The 17455-nt window shown below is 73.1% G+C and carries 20 protein-coding genes; 12 read left to right on the forward strand and 8 right to left on the reverse strand.

What is annotated here, in order from left to right; genetic code table 11:
* Positions 1–59: 59 nt before the first annotated feature.
* Genes ACIBBF_RS14770 through ACIBBF_RS14785 form a run of 4 tightly spaced genes read left to right on the forward strand, consistent with a single transcriptional unit; the run spans position 60 to position 3560 of the window.
* Positions 60–560 carry a hypothetical protein gene (locus tag ACIBBF_RS14770; protein ID WP_397414491.1) on the forward strand — a complete coding sequence of 167 codons (501 nt, stop codon included), beginning with the start codon at positions 60–62 and terminating at the stop codon, positions 558–560.
* Positions 557–1657, forward strand: a complete 1101-nt coding sequence (locus ACIBBF_RS14775) for a peptidoglycan-binding protein (RefSeq protein WP_397414493.1) — start codon at positions 557–559, stop codon at positions 1655–1657. The genes ACIBBF_RS14770 and ACIBBF_RS14775 overlap by 4 nt, the downstream gene beginning before the upstream one ends.
* Positions 1654–2352: an ABC transporter ATP-binding protein gene (locus ACIBBF_RS14780; protein WP_397414495.1), complete on the forward strand. Its 699-nt coding sequence runs from the start codon at positions 1654–1656 to the stop codon at positions 2350–2352. Before ACIBBF_RS14775 ends, ACIBBF_RS14780 begins: the two co-directional genes overlap by 4 nt.
* On the forward strand, positions 2349–3560 hold the full coding sequence (locus tag ACIBBF_RS14785) for an ABC transporter permease (protein ID WP_397414497.1): 1212 nt from the start codon (positions 2349–2351) through the stop codon (positions 3558–3560). Before ACIBBF_RS14780 ends, ACIBBF_RS14785 begins: the two co-directional genes overlap by 4 nt.
* A gap of 117 nt (positions 3561–3677) precedes the next feature.
* Here the strand turns inward: ACIBBF_RS14785 and ACIBBF_RS14790 are convergent, their stop codons facing one another.
* The 4 genes from ACIBBF_RS14790 to ACIBBF_RS14805 all read right to left on the reverse strand — a co-directional run bounded on the left by ACIBBF_RS14790 (position 3678) and on the right by ACIBBF_RS14805 (position 7032).
* Positions 3678–4193 carry a GNAT family N-acetyltransferase gene (locus ACIBBF_RS14790; protein ID WP_397414501.1) on the reverse strand — a complete coding sequence of 172 codons (516 nt, stop codon included), beginning with the start codon at positions 4191–4193 and terminating at the stop codon, positions 3678–3680.
* A gap of 86 nt (positions 4194–4279) precedes the next feature.
* Positions 4280–4681 carry a DUF6234 family protein gene (locus ACIBBF_RS14795; RefSeq protein ID WP_397414503.1) on the reverse strand — a complete coding sequence of 134 codons (402 nt, stop codon included), beginning with the start codon at positions 4679–4681 and terminating at the stop codon, positions 4280–4282.
* 133 nt (positions 4682–4814) lie between these two features.
* On the reverse strand, positions 4815–5762 hold the full coding sequence (locus tag ACIBBF_RS14800) for a sugar phosphate isomerase/epimerase family protein (protein WP_397414505.1): 948 nt from the start codon (positions 5760–5762) through the stop codon (positions 4815–4817).
* A 124-nt stretch (positions 5763–5886) separates the two neighbouring features.
* A complete protein-coding gene (locus ACIBBF_RS14805; RefSeq protein WP_397414507.1) occupies positions 5887–7032 on the reverse strand; it encodes a protein kinase family protein in 1146 nt (381 codons plus the stop codon).
* A 170-nt stretch (positions 7033–7202) separates the two neighbouring features.
* On the opposite strand from ACIBBF_RS14805, the gene ACIBBF_RS14810 reads away from it, so the two are divergent.
* Together ACIBBF_RS14810 and ACIBBF_RS14815 are read left to right on the forward strand one after the other, a co-directional pair.
* The gene (locus ACIBBF_RS14810) at positions 7203–7943 is read left to right on the forward strand and encodes an ABC transporter ATP-binding protein (protein ID WP_397414509.1); all 741 of its coding nucleotides are present in this window, start codon (positions 7203–7205) and stop codon (positions 7941–7943) included.
* Complete coding sequence (locus ACIBBF_RS14815) at positions 7940–9280, forward strand: FtsX-like permease family protein (RefSeq protein WP_397414511.1); 1341 nt, start codon at positions 7940–7942, stop codon at positions 9278–9280. The genes ACIBBF_RS14810 and ACIBBF_RS14815 overlap by 4 nt, the downstream gene beginning before the upstream one ends.
* Positions 9281–9386: 106 nt before the next feature.
* Here ACIBBF_RS14815 and ACIBBF_RS14820 read toward each other — a convergent pair whose 3' ends face one another.
* Together ACIBBF_RS14820 and ACIBBF_RS14825 are read right to left on the reverse strand one after the other, a co-directional pair.
* Positions 9387–10031 (reverse strand): LysE family translocator, encoded by a 645-nt coding sequence (locus ACIBBF_RS14820; RefSeq protein ID WP_397414513.1) that lies wholly within the window; start codon positions 10029–10031, stop codon positions 9387–9389.
* Positions 10032–10064: 33 nt separating this feature from the next.
* Positions 10065–10526 (reverse strand): NUDIX domain-containing protein, encoded by a 462-nt coding sequence (locus ACIBBF_RS14825; protein WP_397414515.1) that lies wholly within the window; start codon positions 10524–10526, stop codon positions 10065–10067.
* Between the two features lie 65 nt (positions 10527–10591).
* Between ACIBBF_RS14825 and ACIBBF_RS14830 the strand changes: the two genes are divergently transcribed.
* The 3 genes from ACIBBF_RS14830 (at position 10592) to ACIBBF_RS14840 (ending at position 12476) form a co-directional block, all read left to right on the forward strand.
* Positions 10592–11137: a hypothetical protein gene (locus ACIBBF_RS14830; protein WP_397414517.1), complete on the forward strand. Its 546-nt coding sequence runs from the start codon at positions 10592–10594 to the stop codon at positions 11135–11137.
* 41 nt (positions 11138–11178) lie between these two features.
* A complete protein-coding gene (locus ACIBBF_RS14835) occupies positions 11179–11679 on the forward strand; it encodes an HAD domain-containing protein (RefSeq protein WP_397414519.1) in 501 nt (166 codons plus the stop codon).
* A gap of 119 nt (positions 11680–11798) precedes the next feature.
* Entirely contained in the window at positions 11799–12476 is a 678-nt protein-coding gene (locus tag ACIBBF_RS14840; RefSeq protein WP_397414522.1) for a DUF429 domain-containing protein, read from the forward strand.
* A 112-nt stretch (positions 12477–12588) separates the two neighbouring features.
* On the opposite strand, the gene ACIBBF_RS14845 is transcribed toward ACIBBF_RS14840, so the two are convergent.
* Both ACIBBF_RS14845 and ACIBBF_RS14850 read right to left on the reverse strand, forming a co-directional pair.
* Positions 12589–13227, reverse strand: a complete 639-nt coding sequence (locus ACIBBF_RS14845; protein WP_397414524.1) for a response regulator — start codon at positions 13225–13227, stop codon at positions 12589–12591.
* Positions 13218–14483 carry a sensor histidine kinase gene (locus ACIBBF_RS14850; RefSeq protein ID WP_397414527.1) on the reverse strand — a complete coding sequence of 422 codons (1266 nt, stop codon included), beginning with the start codon at positions 14481–14483 and terminating at the stop codon, positions 13218–13220. Before ACIBBF_RS14850 ends, ACIBBF_RS14845 begins: the two co-directional genes overlap by 10 nt.
* A gap of 129 nt (positions 14484–14612) precedes the next feature.
* Between ACIBBF_RS14850 and ACIBBF_RS14855 the strand changes: the two genes are divergently transcribed.
* From ACIBBF_RS14855 to ACIBBF_RS14865, 3 genes are all read left to right on the forward strand, one after another.
* The gene (locus tag ACIBBF_RS14855; protein ID WP_397414530.1) at positions 14613–15266 is read left to right on the forward strand and encodes a DedA family protein; all 654 of its coding nucleotides are present in this window, start codon (positions 14613–14615) and stop codon (positions 15264–15266) included.
* Between the two features lie 17 nt (positions 15267–15283).
* Complete coding sequence (locus ACIBBF_RS14860) at positions 15284–16720, forward strand: serine hydrolase domain-containing protein (RefSeq protein ID WP_397414532.1); 1437 nt, start codon at positions 15284–15286, stop codon at positions 16718–16720.
* A 141-nt stretch (positions 16721–16861) separates the two neighbouring features.
* Complete coding sequence (locus ACIBBF_RS14865; RefSeq protein ID WP_397414534.1) at positions 16862–17434, forward strand: hypothetical protein; 573 nt, start codon at positions 16862–16864, stop codon at positions 17432–17434.
* Positions 17435–17455: the final 21 nt, after the last annotated feature.

Below are 17455 nucleotides of genomic sequence, written 5' to 3' on the forward strand. Positions count from 1 at the left end.
CGGCCCCGTGGACTGGTCCCACCGGCGGCGGACCACGCCGCCCCAGCCTGGAGGACGATGTGAGAACACGACGGAGCCTCGCCGCGGCGGCGGGCACGCTCATGGCAGCGCTGCTGCTGACCGGGTGCACCGCACCCGGGACGACGCCGGACGCCGGGTCGGGCACCACCGCCGGGACCGGCGACCCCGCGCAGCCGACACCCGACGCGCAGGCCTACGCCCAGTGCATGCGGGACCACGGCGTCGAGGTGTCCGACCCCGACCCGGAGACCGGCCTGCCGCAGTTCGCCGACTCGGTGGACCCGAGCAGCGCCGCCGTGCAGGACGCCATGGAGCAGTGCCAGGACCTGCTGCCCGCCGGCATCCGGGGCGAGACCAGCGGCCAGGACATGGACGTCTACCTCGCCTTCGCCGAGTGCATGCGCGACAACGGGCTGCCCGACTTCCCGGACCCGCAGCCCGGGCCCGAGGGGCTGTTCGGCGACACCGGCATCGACCGCGCCGACCCCACCTACCAGCAGGCCGCCGAGGCCTGCGGCGACATCCTGAGCGGGGAGTGACCGTGACACCCCGGACCAGGACACCCGGTCGCGAGCGGACGGCGCGTGTCCGACGGCGCCTGCTGGTCGGGGCGGGCGTCGTCGCGGCCGCCGGGGCGGCGCTCGTCGCTGCCCACGGCTTCGGCGGCAGCGCGGCGCCGCCCCCCGACACCGACGGGCTGCCGCCCGCCACGGCCGAGGTCACCCGCGGCACGCTCACCCAGACCCAGCAGGTCGGCGGGCTGATCTCCTACGGCGAGCCGGTCGGGCTCGTGGCGCAGCAGGACTCCGGCGTGGTGACGTGGGTCGCCGAGGCCGGCACGACCGTGGGCCTCGGGGAGCCGGTCTACGCCGTCGACGACGAGCCCGTGCTGCTGCTGCACGGCACCGTCCAGTCGTACCGGGTGCTCGGCGTCGGCTCCGTGGGCAGCGACGTCGAACAGCTCGAACAGAGCCTGCACGACCTGGGCCACACCGACCTCGAGGTCGACGACACCTACGACAGCGCGACCGCCGCGGCCGTCTCCACCTGGCAGGCCGACGTCGGCTGGCCGCAGACCGGCACCGTCGCCCCCGGCCAGGTCTTCGTGCACGACGGCGACATCCGGATCGCGCTCGGCGGTCTCGTCCCCGGCAGCCACCTCGGTGCCGAACCGAACCAGCAGGTCGTCACCTACACCGGCACCACGCCCGTGACGACCATCCCGCTGGACGTCGAGCTGCAGCACCTGGTGGCCGAGGGCGACCCGGCGACGATCACGCTGCCGGACGGGACCACCGTGGACGGCAAGGTCAGCAGCGTGGGCAAGGTTGCCCAGGAGATCGAGGAGGAGACGTTCGTGACCGTCGTGGTCCAGATCAAGGACCCGGAGGCGCTGGCCGGGGGGTTCGACTCCGCGCCCGTCACCCTGCGCATCGTCACCGGCGAACGGGAGGACGTGCTGATGGTGCCGGTCACCGCACTGGTGGCGGCCCCGGACGGCGGGTACACGGTCGAGGTCGTCGAGGACGGCACCACCGCCTTCGTCCCCGTCGAGACCGGCATGTTCGCGCAGAGCATGGTCGAGGTCAGCGGCCCCGGCATCGCCGAGGGCGTCACGGTCGGGGTGGCGGAATGAGCGCGCCGCCACCGATCGCCCTCCTCGACGACGCCTCGAAGGAGTACCCGGGCGGCGTCACGGCCCTGCGGCAGGTCTCGCTCCGCATCACGCGCGGCGAGCTCGTGGGCATCGTCGGCCCGTCCGGCTCGGGCAAGTCGACCCTGCTCAACATCCTCGGCACCCTCGACCGGCCCACCACCGGCAGCGTCGCGATCGACGGCCACGCCGTCCGATCGCTCGCGGACGCCGAGCTCTCCGCCCTGCGCGCCCGGACGATCGGCTTCGTCTTCCAGCAGTTCCATCTCGCGCCTGGTGTGCCCGTGCTGGAGGCCGTGGCCGACGGCCTGCTGTACTCCGGGACCCGGCGCACCGAACGGCTCGTCCGCGCACGGCGGGCCCTCGACCGGGTGGGCCTGTCGCACCGGACCGGGCACCGTCCGCACGAGCTGTCGGGCGGCGAGCGGCAACGGGTCGCGGTGGCGCGCGCCGTCGTCGGCGACCCGCTCCTGCTGCTCGCCGACGAGCCCACCGGGAACCTTGACTCGGCCTCCGGGAGCGGAGTCATGGACCTGCTGCGCGAGCTCAACGGTGCCGGCACCACGGTCGTGGTCATCACCCACGACCGGGACATCGCCGCCTCCCTGCCCCGGCAGGTGGAGGTGCGTGACGGCGCGAAGGTCGCCGACAGCAGCCCGGCCGGAGCCCCCTCGTGACCGCCCGACCCGCCCGGCTCCGGCCGGCCCGCCTGTCCGGCGCGGACCTGCTCCGTGCCGGCGGCTCCGGGCTGCGCTCACGTCCGGTCCGCATCGTCCTGTCGGCGCTCGGGATCGCGATCGGTATCGCGGCGATGGTCTCCGTGGTGGGCATCTCCTCGTCGAGCCGCGAGGACCTCGACCGGCAGATGGCCGCGCTCGGCACCAACCTGCTCACCGTCAGCCCGGGCCAGAGCCTGCTCGGCGAGGAGGCGCACCTACCCCCGGAGTCGGTCCCCATGGTCGAGAACCTGGACCTGGTCGAGACGGTGAGCGCCACCGGCGTGGTCGGCGGGGCCCGGGTGTACCGGAACGACCATGTGCCCACCGCGGAGTCGGGCAGCATCGCGGTGACGGCTGCCCAGCTCGACCTGCTGGACACCGTGGGCGGTGCGGTGCTCTCCGGCACCTTCCTGAACGACGCCACGGCCCACTACCCGGCCGTGGTGCTGGGGGCCGACGCCGCCGCAGGGCTCGGCGTCGGGTCGGTCGGCCCCGACCAGCAGGTGTACCTGGGCGGGCAGTGGTTCACCGTGGTCGGCATCCTGGGTCCGGTGGTGCTCGCCCCGGAGCTGGACACGGCGGCGCTGATCGGCTGGCCGGCGGCCACCGGGCTGCTCGGGTTCGACGGGTACCCGACCACGGTCTACGCCCGGGCGAACCCGGCCGCGGTGGGCACCGTGCAGGGCATGCTGGCCCGGGCCGCGAACCCGGCTGCGCCGAACGAGGCCGACGTGTCACGTCCGTCGGACGCGCTGGCCGCGCAGCACGCGGCGGACAGCACGCTGAGCGCCCTGCTCCTGGGCCTGGGTGCCGTGTCGCTCCTGGTCGGGGGGATCGGCGTGGCCAACACCATGGTCGTCTCGGTGCTGGAGCGGCGCGGCGAGATCGGGCTGCGCCGCGCGCTGGGTGCCACCCGGGGCGACATCCGCAACCAGTTCCTCGTCGAGGCGGTGCTGCTCTCCGCGCTCGGGGGAGCGGGCGGCGTGCTGCTCGGTGTCGCGGTCACCGCCCTGTACTCGACGCTCCAGGGGTGGCCCACCGTGGTCCCGCCGTGGGCGACAGGGCTCGCCGTCGGCGCGACGGTCGTCATCGGGGGGCTCGCCGGCCTCTATCCGGCGACCCGCGCGTCCCGGCTGTCGCCGACGGAGGCGCTGACGGCCGCGTGACCGTCGTCCTTGCCCGCCCCTGGTCGAGCGCCGGAGCGCCCGGACGGGCCGGCGCTCGCCAGGGGTGGCCCCCTCGAGGAGATGCTCGGGCACCGGACCGGCTGACGGGCGGTGGCCTCAGCGGGGGCAGAGGTAGGCGGCCGACGTCGGGCGGGTGCCCGACGGGGTGGTCCAGGTGGCCGGGCCCTGGGTCACGCGGGTCCAGCCCAGGCGTTCGTAGAGGCGGACGGCGGGGCCGTCGTCATCGACGACGTCGAGCACGAGACGGCGGCCGCGCCGGGTGGGCGTGTCCTCGACACGTTCCAGGAGCGCCGAGGCGATGCCCATGCCGCGTGCCGCCGGGGCGACGAACAGGCGGCTGACCCCGGCGAGCCCGACCAGGGGGACACCCGCGGCCTCGGCGAGCTGGCCGGCGTGCTCGACGGCGCCCCCCTCCACGAGCATCACGTGCCCGACGACGACCCCGTCCGACAGAGCGACCCAGGCGCCGAGCGTGCTGTCCGGGGTGAGCCAGGCCTTCGGGTCGTCGGGCCAGACCAGGGGGTAACGGTCCTTCTCGTGGACCAGTCGCAGTGCCTCGACGGTGCGATCCAGGTGGGCCGGATGGCGCGGGGCGATGAGGAGGTCGGGCACGCGGACAACGTAGCGGATGGTGGTCGGTTTGCGCTGAGCCCGAATTCGTTGCCTGACCTGCGCTCTGGTCGGCCTCGTGTGCTCGGTCAGCCGCAGGGATCCCCGCCCGAGTAGCACGGTTCGTAGTCCAGGTTCTGTTCCACGGGCGGCGGATCGTTGAGAGAGCGCCAGTCCACCTGGGGCACGACCAGCAGTCCGATCGCTCCGACTGCCACGACCGCCACGAGCGTGTGCCAGACGTACGTGAGGACGCGCGCACCCCGTCGCCGGGCCGACACGAACGTCCACACGACCCCGGACAGCATGATGGCGGCCACGACGGCATAGACCACGGTGTGCTTCGGCTCCGGGGTGGCGTCGGTCAGAAAGCCGTAGGCGTTCCAGGTGTTGAACAGGAGCACCCACGGTCCGGCGAGCGCGGCGAGCGACCCGAGGACTTCGCCCGCCACGCCAGGACCGGCGCCGGTGCTCTCGCCCGGGTGGCTCATCCCGGCTGCACCTGCTGCCCGCCTCGCCCCGCACAGTTCATAGCGCGGATCGTACGGCTCGGGGATCGTGGGTGGAAGGAATGTGGCGGACGCCGACGGCGCGACCAGGACGGCCGCGCCGTCGGCTGACCCGTCAGTACCGGAAGCAGTCCAGGTAGTCGAACGACCGCGCCGAGGACTCGAACGACGGTGCCCAGTCCCACTCGTACGTGTAGTACCGCACCTCGCCGCGCGCCGCACCGAGGATCCCGGTCAGGTCCATCTCGCCGTCGCCCAGGCCCACCTGCGTGAGCCCCTCCTCGGAGCCGATGTTCACGGCGTCCTTGACGTGCAGCAGCTCGATCCGGTCGCCGTGCTCCTCGATGAGGTCCACGACGTCGATGCCGGCCTCCGCGGCCCAGCCGACGTCCAGCTCGAAGGTGACGTAGCGCGGGTTCGTGTTCTCCACCAGCGCCTCCCACGCGGTGACCGTCTCGCCGGTGTCCGGGTGCGTGAACGTCCGCTCGAAGACGTCGGTGTGGTTGTGCACCAGCATCTTGCCCGCGCCGTGGTGGCGGGAGTACTCGCCGAGCCGGTCGAGGTAGGCCGCCGTCCCGACGGCGTCCTCGTAGGTGGCGGTGCTGCCCGGGATGCTGCCGGAGCCCACGTAGCGCTGGCCGAGCGCCTTCGCGTAGGCCACGGTCTGCGGCCAGGTCTCCCAGTCCGTGCTGCCGTGGCTCGACGCCGCGCGCAGGCCGTGCTCGCGCAGCAGCGCCTTGAGCTCCCCCACGGGCATGTCGTAGGGCTGGTCGTACAGCTCGACGTTGCGGAACCCGGCGTCGGCGACCTCGCCGAGCACCCGGTCCAGCGTGTCGGCCGACGGTGTTCCCGAGCCCAGCTCCCCGACGTGCGTGTAGAGCTGGATGGAGATCTGGGAGTCCGGGATGCCGGGGCCTGGCCCGCAGCCTGGTTCCGCGTGCCCCGGCGCAGCGGCGGTGGCTGCCGGGGTGCCCGCGAGGGTGCCCAGGGCGAGCGCCGCGACCAGCGCGGTGCCGTGCAGTCGTCGACGGTGGTGTCGTGAGCGCTGTCGTGTACCCCGCATCGTGCTCCTGACGTCGTTGTCGTGATCACCGCACGCCGGACTTTTGACGCGCGACGCACAAAAGAGTCTTGTCGGGTGAAATATGTCTGTCAAGGGGTGACTGGGGCGGCCGGGTGTCCCGCCGTCAGATCCGGCAGAGCTCCGCCGGGTACGGCGTCGCGCGGCTCTCTCGCTGGAACCGGCGGTAGAAGCTCCCCATCGCCGCGGCGACGGGCGCGTCACGGGTCAGGAGCGCGGCGACGGCCGCGGGCACACCCTCCGGCGTCTCGCCCTGGGCCCAGGAGCGCACGGCCGCCCGCCTTTCCTCCGGTGCGTGTCCGTACAGGGCGACGGCCAGCCAGTTCACCAGGTGCGTTGCGGCGTAGTGGTGGTCGTAGCCACGGTGGTCGTCGAGGAATCCGGCCTCGTCCGGCGTGAGCTCGAAGCGGGAGGAGATCGCGAGGCCGTAGTCGGCGAAGTACAGACGCGCGCCGTCGGTCAGGATGTTCTGGAAGTGGGCGTCGAAGTGCAGCAGGCCACGGTCGTTCATGAACGAGATCCCGGCTCGCAGCTCCTGGTCCACCATGGCGCAAGCCTCCGTCGCATCCGCGCCACCGGCGCGGACCCGACCGTCCAGCCAGTCGTGGAGGTTCTGCGGGATGTACTCCAGGAACAGCAGGATGCTGGCCGAGGAGTCGCGCAGCGCCTCGATCCGGCGGCGGATCGCCGCACCGCCGCCCCAGTAGGCGACGGCTCGGTCAACGTCGGCCAGCTCCTCCGGAAGCGGCTGCCCCGCGTCCGGCAGCACCCGCCAGTGGTGCATCAGAGGGAAGCCGTCGTGGTCACCGGCGATCACCCAGCCCGTGGTCATGGCGTGTACGGCCAGCTCCCGCCAGGCACCGAACCCGGGGCCGCCGATGGTGCCCACGCCGTAGTGGCAGAAGAGCGGCAGGTCGAACAGGTTGGCCGTGGAGCGGACGTTCTCCGCCTGTCGCTCCAGGTCGGTGAGGCGCACCTGCTTGACGAAGACCGGGGTTCCGTCGACGTCCACGACCACGGTCTGCCCGCCAATGCCGCTGCCGGCCGGCGTCCCGGCGTCCACGAGCTCGCGGAGCCCGCGGTCGCTGTGGAGTGCCAGCGCCGTGGAGACGGCGCCGTGGCGGGCCAGGCGCGCGTCACGGGAGCGACCTGTGGTCCGCGCGGGTGGGAGCTCGCGCGGTGTCGTCCACTGCCCGCGCGTCAGCGACCCGCGCGAGTCCGTACCGCTCGGCTCACCGCGCCCGACACTCACGACGTGGACCGTACCAACCTTGTGACCGGGCCGTGCGGACCCCAGCGCGTACGGGGGCCGTCGTCGGTGCCGGAGCGCCGTGACCCTGAGGGGACCCGGGGTCGGTTCCGGGTGGATCTCGGGAGATCACCGGAAGCCGCCACATCGGCCCGCGCCCTACGTTCGATGGCATGAGCGACGTTCGTGCCCCGGTTCAGGTGCGCGCCGTGACGAAGCACCATGGTGCCGGTGCCGCGCGTGTCCTGGGGCTGTGGGAGGTCTCGGTGGAGTTCGCGCCGGCGACGTTCACCGCGATCATGGGCCCGTCCGGGTCGGGCAAGACCACGCTCATGCACTGCGCGGCGGGGCTGGACGAGCCCGACGAGGGCAGCGTGGTGCTGGTCGGCCACGACGTGGCGGGCCTCGGCGACCGGGCACGTTCGCGGCTGCGCCGTGAGCAGGTGGCGTTCGTGTTCCAGGACTACAACCTGATGCCGACACTCCCGGTCTGGATGAACGTGGCGCTCCCGCGACTGGTCGGCGGTCGGCGTGCTGATCGGCGTGCCGTGGCGGCCGCCCTGGACCGTGTGGGGTTGTCGGGTGTCGAGCACCGCCTGCCCGGCGCGCTGTCCGGTGGTCAGCAGCAGCGGGTCGCGATGGCGCGCGCCGTCGCGCTGCGACCGCGTGTGCTGTTCGCGGACGAGCCGACCGGGGCGCTCGACACCGGCTCGCGCGCGCAGGTGCTGGGCCTGCTGCGGGGCCTGGTCGACGAGGCCGGCACGACGGTCGTGATGGTGACGCACGACCCGGTCGCGGCGGCCGCCGCCGACCGGGTCGTGTACCTGCGTGACGGGCGCATCGTGGGGGAGTCGGCCTCACGCGACGCGGTCGAGCTCGGTGGCCGTCTCGCCCGGCTGGGGCAGGCGGCATGATCGGCATCGCGGCGCGGAGCGTGCGCGCGCACCCTGCCGGGTTCGCGGGTGCGTTCGTGTCGGTCGCGCTGGCCGCGGCGCTGCTGACCGTGACGACCAGCGCCGTCGTCGCCGTGCGCCGTCCGGAGGTGGTCGGGTCCGACTCGGACCTGGCCACGCTGGCGACGACCCTGCTGGCCAATGCCACCGCCGTGGCGGTGCTTGCCGCGACCTTCGTGACCTCCTCGACCCTGTCGTACTCCGCGCTCCAGCGGCAACGCGAGCTCGCACTCCTCCGGCTGGCCGGTGCGAGCGGAGCGCGGACGGGTGCGCTCCTGCTCGTGGAGGCGTTCGTCGTGGGTCTGATCGCCGCGGTCGGGGGAGCATTGTGCGGTCTGCCGCTCGCGCCCCTGGCCGCCCGTGGCCTGTCCGACGCCGGCCTCGCCCCCGCGGCGCTGGAGACCGCCCTGCCGGTGTGGCCGGCCGCGCTGTCCGCCGGGGTCGCCCTCGCCGTGGCGTTGGCGGCGGCGGTCCCGGTGGCGCTGACCAGCAGTCGTGTGCCCGCGGCCGCCGCGCTGCGCGACGCCGGTGTACCGGTGGTCCGCACGGGGGCCGTCCGGCTCGTCGGCGTCGTGCTGCTGGCCGCCGGAGCGGTGCTGGAGATCGCGCTGATCGGTGGGGCCGACACGCCGTCGGCCACCGCCTACCTGGTGCTGCTGACGCTCACCCTGACCGCGCTGGCTGCCCTGTGCGGCCCGGTGCTGGCACGGGTGATCCTGGGTGCGACCGCGCTCCTGGCGCGCGGTGGGCCCCTGCTGCTCGCGCTGGCGGCGGCGCGGACCGACCTGCGCCGGACGGTGGCGACCGTCACGCCGGTCCTGGTCACGGTCGCCCTGGCGTCCGGAGTCCTTGCCGGGACCTCGACCATCGCCGGAGCGGGCCGGGAGGGGCTGACGACGGCCGACTACGTGGCCGTGGGCAGCGTGATCGGGCTCGCGCTCGTGTACACCGCGATCTCGGTGGCCGTCGTGTTCGCGATGTCCACCGAGCGGCGCCGGCGTGAGCTGGCCGCGCTCCGGCTCGCGGGCGCCGCGCGGGCGGACGTCCTGCGGGTCGTCGCGGCGGACGTGGTCCTGGTCCTGCTGGTCGCGGTCGTGCAGGCGGCGGTGGTCACCGTGGTGGTCGTGCTCACCGCGGCCGGGCACGCGTCGGCGCACGGGGCGGACCCCGGCCGGCCGGACTGGTGGCCCGTGCTCGCCGTCGCCGGGGCGTGTGCGGTCCTGGCTGCCGGCTCCGCCCTCCCCGTCGCCCGCTGGGCGACGGGCGGGGCCGCCGTCCGCCAGCCGCAGGGGCCCTGAGCGGCAGGGGCACCGCGCGAGGCCGGCCGTCCGTCGAGGGCGACGGCGGCTCGATCCGCGCCTCCGCCGTATCCGTCAGCTCACGACGCGCAGCGTGGGACGGGCCCTAGGCCCGGACCCGGCCCTCGAGCGCGAGGCCCGCGCCGAGCCCGACCATCGCGAGCCCGCCGGCCACGCTCAGGTGGTCCAGCCGCTTCGGCTCCCGGGAGAACCACGTGCGCGCCTGCGACGCGACCAGCGCGAGGATCGAGTCCTGGCACAGGGCCAGCACGCCGAACAGCAGGCCGAGGAACAGCAGCTGGGGTGCGGCGGGGGCGGCGTCGTTCATGAACTGCGGCAGGAAGGCCGCGAAGAAGACGATGGTCTTCGGGTTGGTGGCGCCGACGACGAACCCGGTCCAGACCGCCCGCCGCACGCTCGTGGGGCGGGCGCCCTCGGGCGCGGCCAGGGCGAGGCGGGCGTCCGCGCGGTGCCGGATCGCCTGGATGCCGAGATAGATGACGTACCCCGCGCCCACGAGCTTGAGCACGGTGTAGGCGGTGGCCGACGCCTCGACGAGCGCACCCAGCCCGACGGCCAGGAAGCCGACCTGGACGAGCAGGCCCAGCGCGTTGCCGCTCACGGAGAGGAGGGCGTCTCGGCGTCCGACGGTCAGGGCGCGGCCGATCGCGAACAGGACGCTGGGTCCCGGCAGCGCGATGAAGACGACGGACGCCGCCAGGAAGGCGACGAGCTGGGTGGTCCCGGGCATGAGGCGATGGTAGCGACCGGCTCGCGGGGCGCGTCAGGTGTTTTCGAGGTGACCTCGTGCGACGGCCCGGGTGATCGAGGTGCGGTACCCGTCGGGCATGGGGAGGCCGGCGACGTCGTCCGGGCGGACCAGGACGAGCTCCTCGTGCTCGTGGCTGTGGGCAGGGGCGGCCTCGCCGTCGTACGTGGCGAGGTAGGTGAGGACGAAGACGTGGCGGTGCGGGAAGACCTCGTAGACCCAGGCGTCGACGGGGTCGCCGACGGTGGTGTCCCAGGCGAGCTCCTCGCGGATCTCGCGGGCCAGGCATGACGCCGGGTCCTCGCCCGGTTCGAGCTTACCGCCGGGGAGCTCCCACTCGTCGCGCTCGTTGCGCAGCAGCGGGAGCAGTCCTCGCCAGGCGATGACGGCCTTGACGGAGACGGGGAGCTGGTACTCGAAGTAGCCGGGGTTGCGTTCGACGAGGTAGGGCTGCTCGGCGGAGCGGGCAGGGAACATGATTCCTTTCAGGTGCGAGCTTGAGGGGGCTATGACCAACTTGGGCGTTATGCCACTCTCGTGCTGTGGACGATTTCCTGGCGCAGATGCCCGCCCTCATCGGCGTGACGCTGGGGGTGGTCGGCACCTTGGCGACCACCATGGTCACAGACGCCGCACGGTGGCGCCGTGAGCGCTTCTACGACGCTTGCCTCCGATACTCGCGAGCGCTGCGTCGGTACTCGCAGCTCGTCGCGGCGATCACCGCCGACCGTCGGCCAGGCGCCACGACGACCCGGGTCGATCCCGCCGAAGGCCTGGCCGCGCTGTCGAACCAGGAGTTCGACCGGGCGGTGACCGAGGCATGGGAGGAGCTCTGCCTTCTCGCAGACACCGAGACTGTTCGTGCGGCACGCCGGATGAGAGCTGCCGCCCGACAGCTGGAAGAGTTTGCGCGGCTGGATCCGGCCGCCGAGTTCGACCACAGCGGATGGCTCGAGCAAGCTCTAGTTCTCCGCCGCGCCCGTGACGACTTCTATGCGGCGGCAAGATCGCGCATGGGGGTAAGAGGGCTGACGACCAGTTCGAGCCTTGTTCATCAGGACGGTGGGCTGGACCTCCACCGCGCGTAGGTCGCGTGCCGCGATGGTGCGTGTAGCCCTACAGTTCTCGAATGATCGGTGCAGTGCGCACCGTCCTGTTCCTTGACGTGGACGGGACGCTGCTTCCCTTCGGCGGCGCCGGCATGCCGGCGGTCCCGGAGGCGCCGGAGGTGTGGACGACGGCGTCCAACCCGCACCTCGCGCGCGTGGATCGCGCGCTGGGCCCACTGCTGTCCGGGCTGGGGTGCGACCTGGTATGGGCCACGGCCTGGATGGATGGTGCCAACGAGGTGATCGGGCCGCTCCTGGGGCTGCCGCCCTTGCCGGTTGCCGATCTGCCCGCCTACGCCGGGGGCCAAGGGGACGACCGGCTCCAGTGGAAGACGCGAGCGCTGGTACGGATCGCGGACGGGCGGCCGTTCGTGTGGGTGGACGACGTGATCGGTGATGCCGACCGGGAGTTCGTGGCCGCAGAGCATGACGGGGAGGCTCTGCTGTACAGAGTGCCGTCCGAGGTGGGAGTGACGGCTCCGGATCTTGCGGTGATCGCTGAGTGGATCGGCCGCTTCTGATAGCTGGCTTGTCCGACCAAGGCGCTGGGATTGCGGTCAGGCGAGGAACGTCTCCAGGAGCGGCCCGGGGTAGAGCAGGCGCCACACGTAGAACACGCTCGGTGCGCCACGATGGTGAGGTGACCAGGGTGCTGGGTGTCGACGGCGCGGGACGGTACTGGGTCGCGGTCGCGAGCGACATGCGAGCGTATGCCGATCTGACACTGACGGGACTGCTGGCGGCGGCGAGTGCCGAGGGGCCTGTCGAGGTGATCGGAGTCGACATCCCCATCGGGCTGCCCGTGAGCAACGAGCCAAGGTTGGCCGATCGGCTGGCACGCCAGGCTGTCGGCCCGCGGTGGCGGTCCGTCTTCGTCACTCCTCCGCGTCGCGTGCTCGACGCGGAGACCTATGACGCTGCCGGCCAGGTGGCGAGACGGATGACCGGCAAGGGGATCAGCCGGCAGGCATGGGCGCTCAAGCAGCGCATCCTGGAGGCGGATCTGACCGTCCGCTCAGGCACCTGGCGGGTGGTAGAGGTGCATCCGGAGGTGTCGTTCGTGACCATGGCGGGCCGTTACCTTCCAGCGCCGAAGTCGACGTGGGCCGGGCTGGAGGACCGGCGACGTCTCCTGGAGACTGCAGGTATCAGCCTGCCGGCAGATCTCGGTCCTCCAGGATTCGTGGCCGGCGCTGACGACGTTCTCGACGCTGCCGTCGCATGCTGGACCGCAGGGCGCGTCCTGACGGGGGCGGCGCAGCGGTACCCCGACCCGCCCCAGATCCTGGACGGCATGGTGGCATGCATTCATGCATGAGCGCGCGACCCGCGACAATCGGTGTACACCGACGCGGACCTGCTGTACGTCTGCGATCCCGCGCTGCGAGAGCGGCTGCGCCCCTACTTCTCGCCAGGAAGCTGAGAGAGGCTCACCCCTCCAGGTACCGCAGTATCGCCAGCACCCGCCGGTTGTACCCCTCCCCGGCGCGCAGCCCCAGCTTGTCGAAGATCGAGTTGGCGAACTTCTCCACCGCCGACACCGACACGAACAGCGCCGCCGCGATCCCCGCGTTCGTCCGCCCCTCGGCCATCAGCCCGAGCACCTCCAGCTCCCGCGACGTCAGCCCGCCCAGGGCGTGGGTGGTGGACCGGAACAGCTGCCCCACCACCTCCGGGTCCAGCACCAGACCGCCGGAGGCCACCCGCGACAGCGCGTCGAGGAAGTCGTCCACCTTCATCACCCGGTCCTTGAGCAGGTACCCCACGCCGTGCGCCTCGTCGCCCAGCAGCACCCGCGTGAACTCGCGCTCCACGTACTGCGACAGCACCAGGATCCCCACCTCGGGCCACTGCTCCCGGATCTGCACGGCCGCCCGTACCCCCTCGTCGGTGTGGGTGGGCGGCATCCGCACGTCCAGCACGACGACGTCGGGCCGCTCCGCCGCCAGCCGCGCCAGCAGGGGATCGGCGGAGCCGTACGCGGCGGCCACGTCGTGCCCCTCGTCCGTCAGGAGGCTGCGCACGCCCTCGCGCAGCAGGGCGGAGTCCTCGGCGAGCATCACGCGCACGGGAGCGTCACCTCGACCCGGGTCGGCCCGCCCGCGGGGCTGTCGACGGTGAGCGTGCCGCCCGCGGCGGCCACCCGGCCGGCGAGACCGGCCAGCCCGTGCCCGGCCTGAGGGCGCGCCCCGCCGACGCCGTCGTCGCTCACCACCACGCGCACGACGGCGTCGTCCCCGTCGTGGTGCGTCGCGGCACCGCTCGCCGCGCCCGGATCGGCCAGTGTCACACCGACCCGTGCGGTCCGCGCCCCCGAGTGTCGCGCGACGTTCGTCAGCGCCTCCGCGACCACGTAGTACACCGTCACCTCCACACCGCCGGGCAGCCGCGCCGGCTCCGCGGGGGTCCCCGCGGCGCCCGGCCCGGCGGGTCCGCGCCCCACCGCCCACTCCAGGACCGTCGGCACCGCCGCCTGCTGCACGAGCTGGCGCAGGACGGGTTCCAGCCCGTGCGTGTCCAGCGTCGTCGGCCGCACGCGCCATGCCACCTCACGCAGGTCGCTCACCAGCAGCTCCACCTCCCGGGCCGCCTGCTCCAGCAGCTCGGCCCCGGCGGACCCGGTCCCGGGAACCGCCTCACCACCCGCAGCAACCGCCCGGCGCGCCCGGTCCACCAGCAGCCCCACCGCGACGGCCCGCTGCTGCACCCCGTCGTGCAGGTCGCGCTCGATCCGCCCCCGCTCCGCGTCGAGCGCCGCCAGCAGCTCCGCCCGGCTCACCGTCAGCGACTCGACCTGCGCCGCCAGCCGTTCGCTCCGGCTCGGTGCCAGCCAGCGCGCCGCGGCGGCCCGGTCCAGCACCCCGACCCCGGCCAGGCCCATGAGGTCCAGGTAGAGCAGCACCGCACCGAGAGGCACCATCGCGAGCAGCGCGCCCGTGGTCAGCCCCTCGGCCCCGTCCGGGTCCACCACCGTGAAGCGGACGTCGAACAGCCACGACGCCAGACCCGCCACCACCGCGAACAGGCCGTAGGCCAGCAGTCCCAGCACCAGCGTGCCCAGCACACCGACTCCGGCACGCGCGAACAGGTACCCGGCCGCCCGCGCGGAGGTGAGCGGGGCGCCGTCGTCCACCCACCCCAGGAACTGCGACGTACGACGGCGGTGCCAGGCGACCAGAGCGCTCACCGGCCCGGACGGCGCAGCGCGCGCCGTCAGGGCGACGGCCGAGAGAAGAAGGTCCGCAGGCCACGTGACCGCCCCGAGGGCGGAGCCCCCCAGCATGCGGGCAGGCGTGCTGCGCCAGGCAGCGGGGGCGGAGTCCACGTCGCCAGGATAATGACGGTGCCGGCGGCGCGGACTGCGGCAAACCGCACCCCTTCCTCCGGCCTACCGCCCTGACCTGGGGGAGCACCGCAGTCCGCCGACCCCCTCGCGGTCACATAGCGTTGGGGCATGACGACACAAAGCTTCGCCACGACCGTCGCCGACTGGGCCATCGGGCTCATGGAGACTCTCGGCGCACCTGGCGCTGGCGTAGCGATCGCCCTGGAGAACCTCTTCCCGCCCCTGCCCAGCGAGGTGATCCTGCCCCTGGCCGGGTTCACGGCCTCGCAGGGCAGCCTCGTCCTGTGGCAGGTCCTTGTCTGGACGACGGCGGGCTCCGTGGTCGGTGCGATCGTCCTGTACGGGCTCGGCGCCTGGCTGGGGCGCGACCGACTGCGCAGCATCGTGGACCGCATGCCCCTGGTGAAGCTGGAGGACGTCGACAAGGCCGAGGCCTGGTTCAACCGGCACGGCGACTGGGCGGTGCTGATCGGCCGCGTCATCCCGATCGTGCGCAGCCTCATCTCCATCCCCGCAGGGGTGGAGCGCATGCCGGTCTGGCGGTTCCTCGCGTTCACGACCCTGGGGTCCGGCGTCTGGAACACCCTCCTGGTCGGGGCCGGGTACCTGCTGGGCGACCAGTGGCACATCGTCGAGGAGAGCGTCGGCGTGTTCCAGAAGATCGTCATCGTGGTCGTGGTCCTGCTGGTGGTGTGGTGGCTGGTCAAGACGCTGCGCGGCCGCCAGGACCAGGACACCCCGCGGCACGCCCGCCAGCGCTGACCGGGCATGATGCTGCTGTGACTGATGACCTGACTGACGACCGCACTGCACGCACCCTCCGCACCATCGCCCCCTACCTGGCCGACTGGGCCTCCTTCCAGGCCGCCTACCACGGCATGCCCGGCCTGCAGCTCGCCGTCGGGCGCCGGGGCGAGCTTTTCGTCGACCTCGCCTGGGGCAAGGCCGACCTGGAGACCGGCGAGGACCTCACCAGCGACCACCTCTTCCGCGTCGCGTCCCACTCCAAGACGTTCACCGGCGTCATGGTCATGCAGCTCGTCGAGCGCGGCGAGCTGCGCCTGGACGACGCCGTGGGCACCCTCGTGCCCGAGCTCGACGGCACGCGCGCCGCCGACGTCACCGTCCGGGAGCTGCTCGGTCACCAGGGCGGCATCGTCCGCGACTCGTCCGACGGGGACTTCTGGCAGCACCACAAGCCCTTCCTCGACCGGGAGCAGGTGCTGGACGTGGTGCGCGCCGAGGGGGTCGTCTTCGAGCCGAACGAGCACTTCAAGTACACGAACATCGGCTACAGCCTGCTCGGCGTCGTCATCGAGCGGGTCACCGGCAAGACGTACGACGAGGTGGCGCGCGCCGCCGTCGTCGCGCCGCTCGGGCTGACCCGGACCGGGTCCGAGCTCGACCCCGCCCGCGCCGCCGAGTACGCCGCCGGGCACACCGGCCGCATCACGCACGGCGACGTCCGCCAGGTCGTCCCGCACGTCGACACGCGCGCCATGGCCGCCGCCACCGGCTGGTACTCCACGGCACGGGAGATGGTCCGCTACGGCTCGTCCCACGTGCTCGGCGACACCACGCTGATCAGCGACGCCAGCAAGCGGATCATGCAGCGTGAGGAGTCCCGCGTCACCGTGCGCGGCAAGGAGCTCGGCCGGTACGGCGTCGGCATCGAGGTGGGCAGGGTCGGCGACCGCGAGCTCGTCGGGCACTCCGGGGGCTACCCCGGGCACATCACGCGCACCTGGATCGACCCGGTCGACGGGCTCGTCGTCTCCGCCCTCACCAACGCCGTCGACGGCATCGCCGGCCAGATCGCCAACGGCGTGATCCAGCTGATCGACCTGGCGCTCGCGGCCGCGGACGAGGTCGCGGCGTCTGCCGCACCGGGGAAGGGGGCCGACGGCGACCGTCTGGCGCCCGTCCCGGACGACGCGCCCGTGGGACGGTTCGCCAACCTGTGGGGCGTGGCCGACGTCGTCGACCTCGGCGGCATCCTGCACGCGATCAACCCGCGCTCCCCGCAGCCGGCCGAGGTGGCGCAGCGGCTGGTGGTCTCGGGCGGGAGCCTGCTCCACGAGCCCGTCGCCGGGTTCGGCACGGTGGGGGAGGCGGTCCAGGTGGAGCGCGACGCCGACGGCGCGATCGTCTCCGTGCGCATCGGCGCGATGACGGCGTGGCCGGTCGAGGCGTACCGGAGCCGCACGGGCCGCTAAAGAGGATCCGGCGCGGGTGAAGATACGGTCCTGGGGCGGTTTTCGGCCTGCGCCGAACGCCCTGGGAACCGCTCACGGCGCGTCCTACGCTCGCCACGGCCTGAGAGGCAGGCCGTCTGGTGACACGGGGAGAGCCGAGACATGAGCATTTCCAGCACTGGTGCGGGCACGAACCTGGGGAGACGGCTGGTCGCCGTCGTCGTCGCGCTGCTGTCGGTCCTCGCGGTGGGCGTGGCGGCGCCGGCCGTCGCGAGCACTGCGGCCGGAACGGCCCCGGCCGAGGCACGGCTCGACGGCGGCGGCACGGGCGGTGGGGGAGGTGGTGGCGGGGGCGGCAGCTGGTCGGCCGGCGACGACGGAGCGGCGTACGCGCCGGCCAAGGGCGACCCGTCGATCTGGCCGAAGCCGGAGGACGTCCGGGCCAACCTCAGCGAGCAGGACTCGCGGTACCTGGTCGAGGACTGCCCCCTGTACCGCCTGTGCGTGCGCAACCAGGAGGCCGACGGCCAGTGGACCGCCTACGCGCTCTACCACTGCCTGCAGCCCGGTCAGTACTACGAGCTGACCAACTTCACGGGCACCGTCTACGCCCAGAACAGCCAGGACGTGACGGCGCGGTTCCTGCGGGCCGACAACTCGGTGGCCGACACCATCGGCCCGAACACCGGCAAGGACATCTACTGGAACCCGATCTGGAAGATCGATCCTTGCTGAACCGCCTGAGCCGGGGCGCGG

Origin of the sequence: Promicromonospora sp. NPDC050880, assembly GCF_044456525.1 — a bacterium.
GTDB lineage: Bacteria > Actinomycetota > Actinomycetes > Actinomycetales > Cellulomonadaceae > Promicromonospora.

Excerpts from the sequence above, each read along its gene's own strand:
- ACIBBF_RS14780 (WP_397414495.1), top strand. The coding sequence starts at position 1,654 with ATGAGCGCGCCGCCACCGATCGCCCTCCTCGACGACGCCTCGAAGGAG.
- ACIBBF_RS14795 (WP_397414503.1), bottom strand. The coding sequence starts at position 4,681 with ATGAGCCACCCGGGCGAGAGCACCGGCGCCGGTCCTGGCGTGGCGGGC.
- ACIBBF_RS14800 (WP_397414505.1), bottom strand. The coding sequence starts at position 5,762 with ATGCGGGGTACACGACAGCGCTCACGACACCACCGTCGACGACTGCAC.
- ACIBBF_RS14810 (WP_397414509.1), top strand. The coding sequence starts at position 7,203 with ATGAGCGACGTTCGTGCCCCGGTTCAGGTGCGCGCCGTGACGAAGCAC.
- ACIBBF_RS14815 (WP_397414511.1), top strand. The coding sequence starts at position 7,940 with ATGATCGGCATCGCGGCGCGGAGCGTGCGCGCGCACCCTGCCGGGTTC.
- ACIBBF_RS14820 (WP_397414513.1), bottom strand. The coding sequence starts at position 10,031 with ATGCCCGGGACCACCCAGCTCGTCGCCTTCCTGGCGGCGTCCGTCGTC.
- ACIBBF_RS14825 (WP_397414515.1), bottom strand. The coding sequence starts at position 10,526 with ATGTTCCCTGCCCGCTCCGCCGAGCAGCCCTACCTCGTCGAACGCAAC.
- ACIBBF_RS14835 (WP_397414519.1), top strand. The coding sequence starts at position 11,179 with ATGATCGGTGCAGTGCGCACCGTCCTGTTCCTTGACGTGGACGGGACG.
- ACIBBF_RS14855 (WP_397414530.1), top strand. The coding sequence starts at position 14,613 with ATGACGACACAAAGCTTCGCCACGACCGTCGCCGACTGGGCCATCGGG.
- ACIBBF_RS14865 (WP_397414534.1), top strand. The coding sequence starts at position 16,862 with ATGAGCATTTCCAGCACTGGTGCGGGCACGAACCTGGGGAGACGGCTG.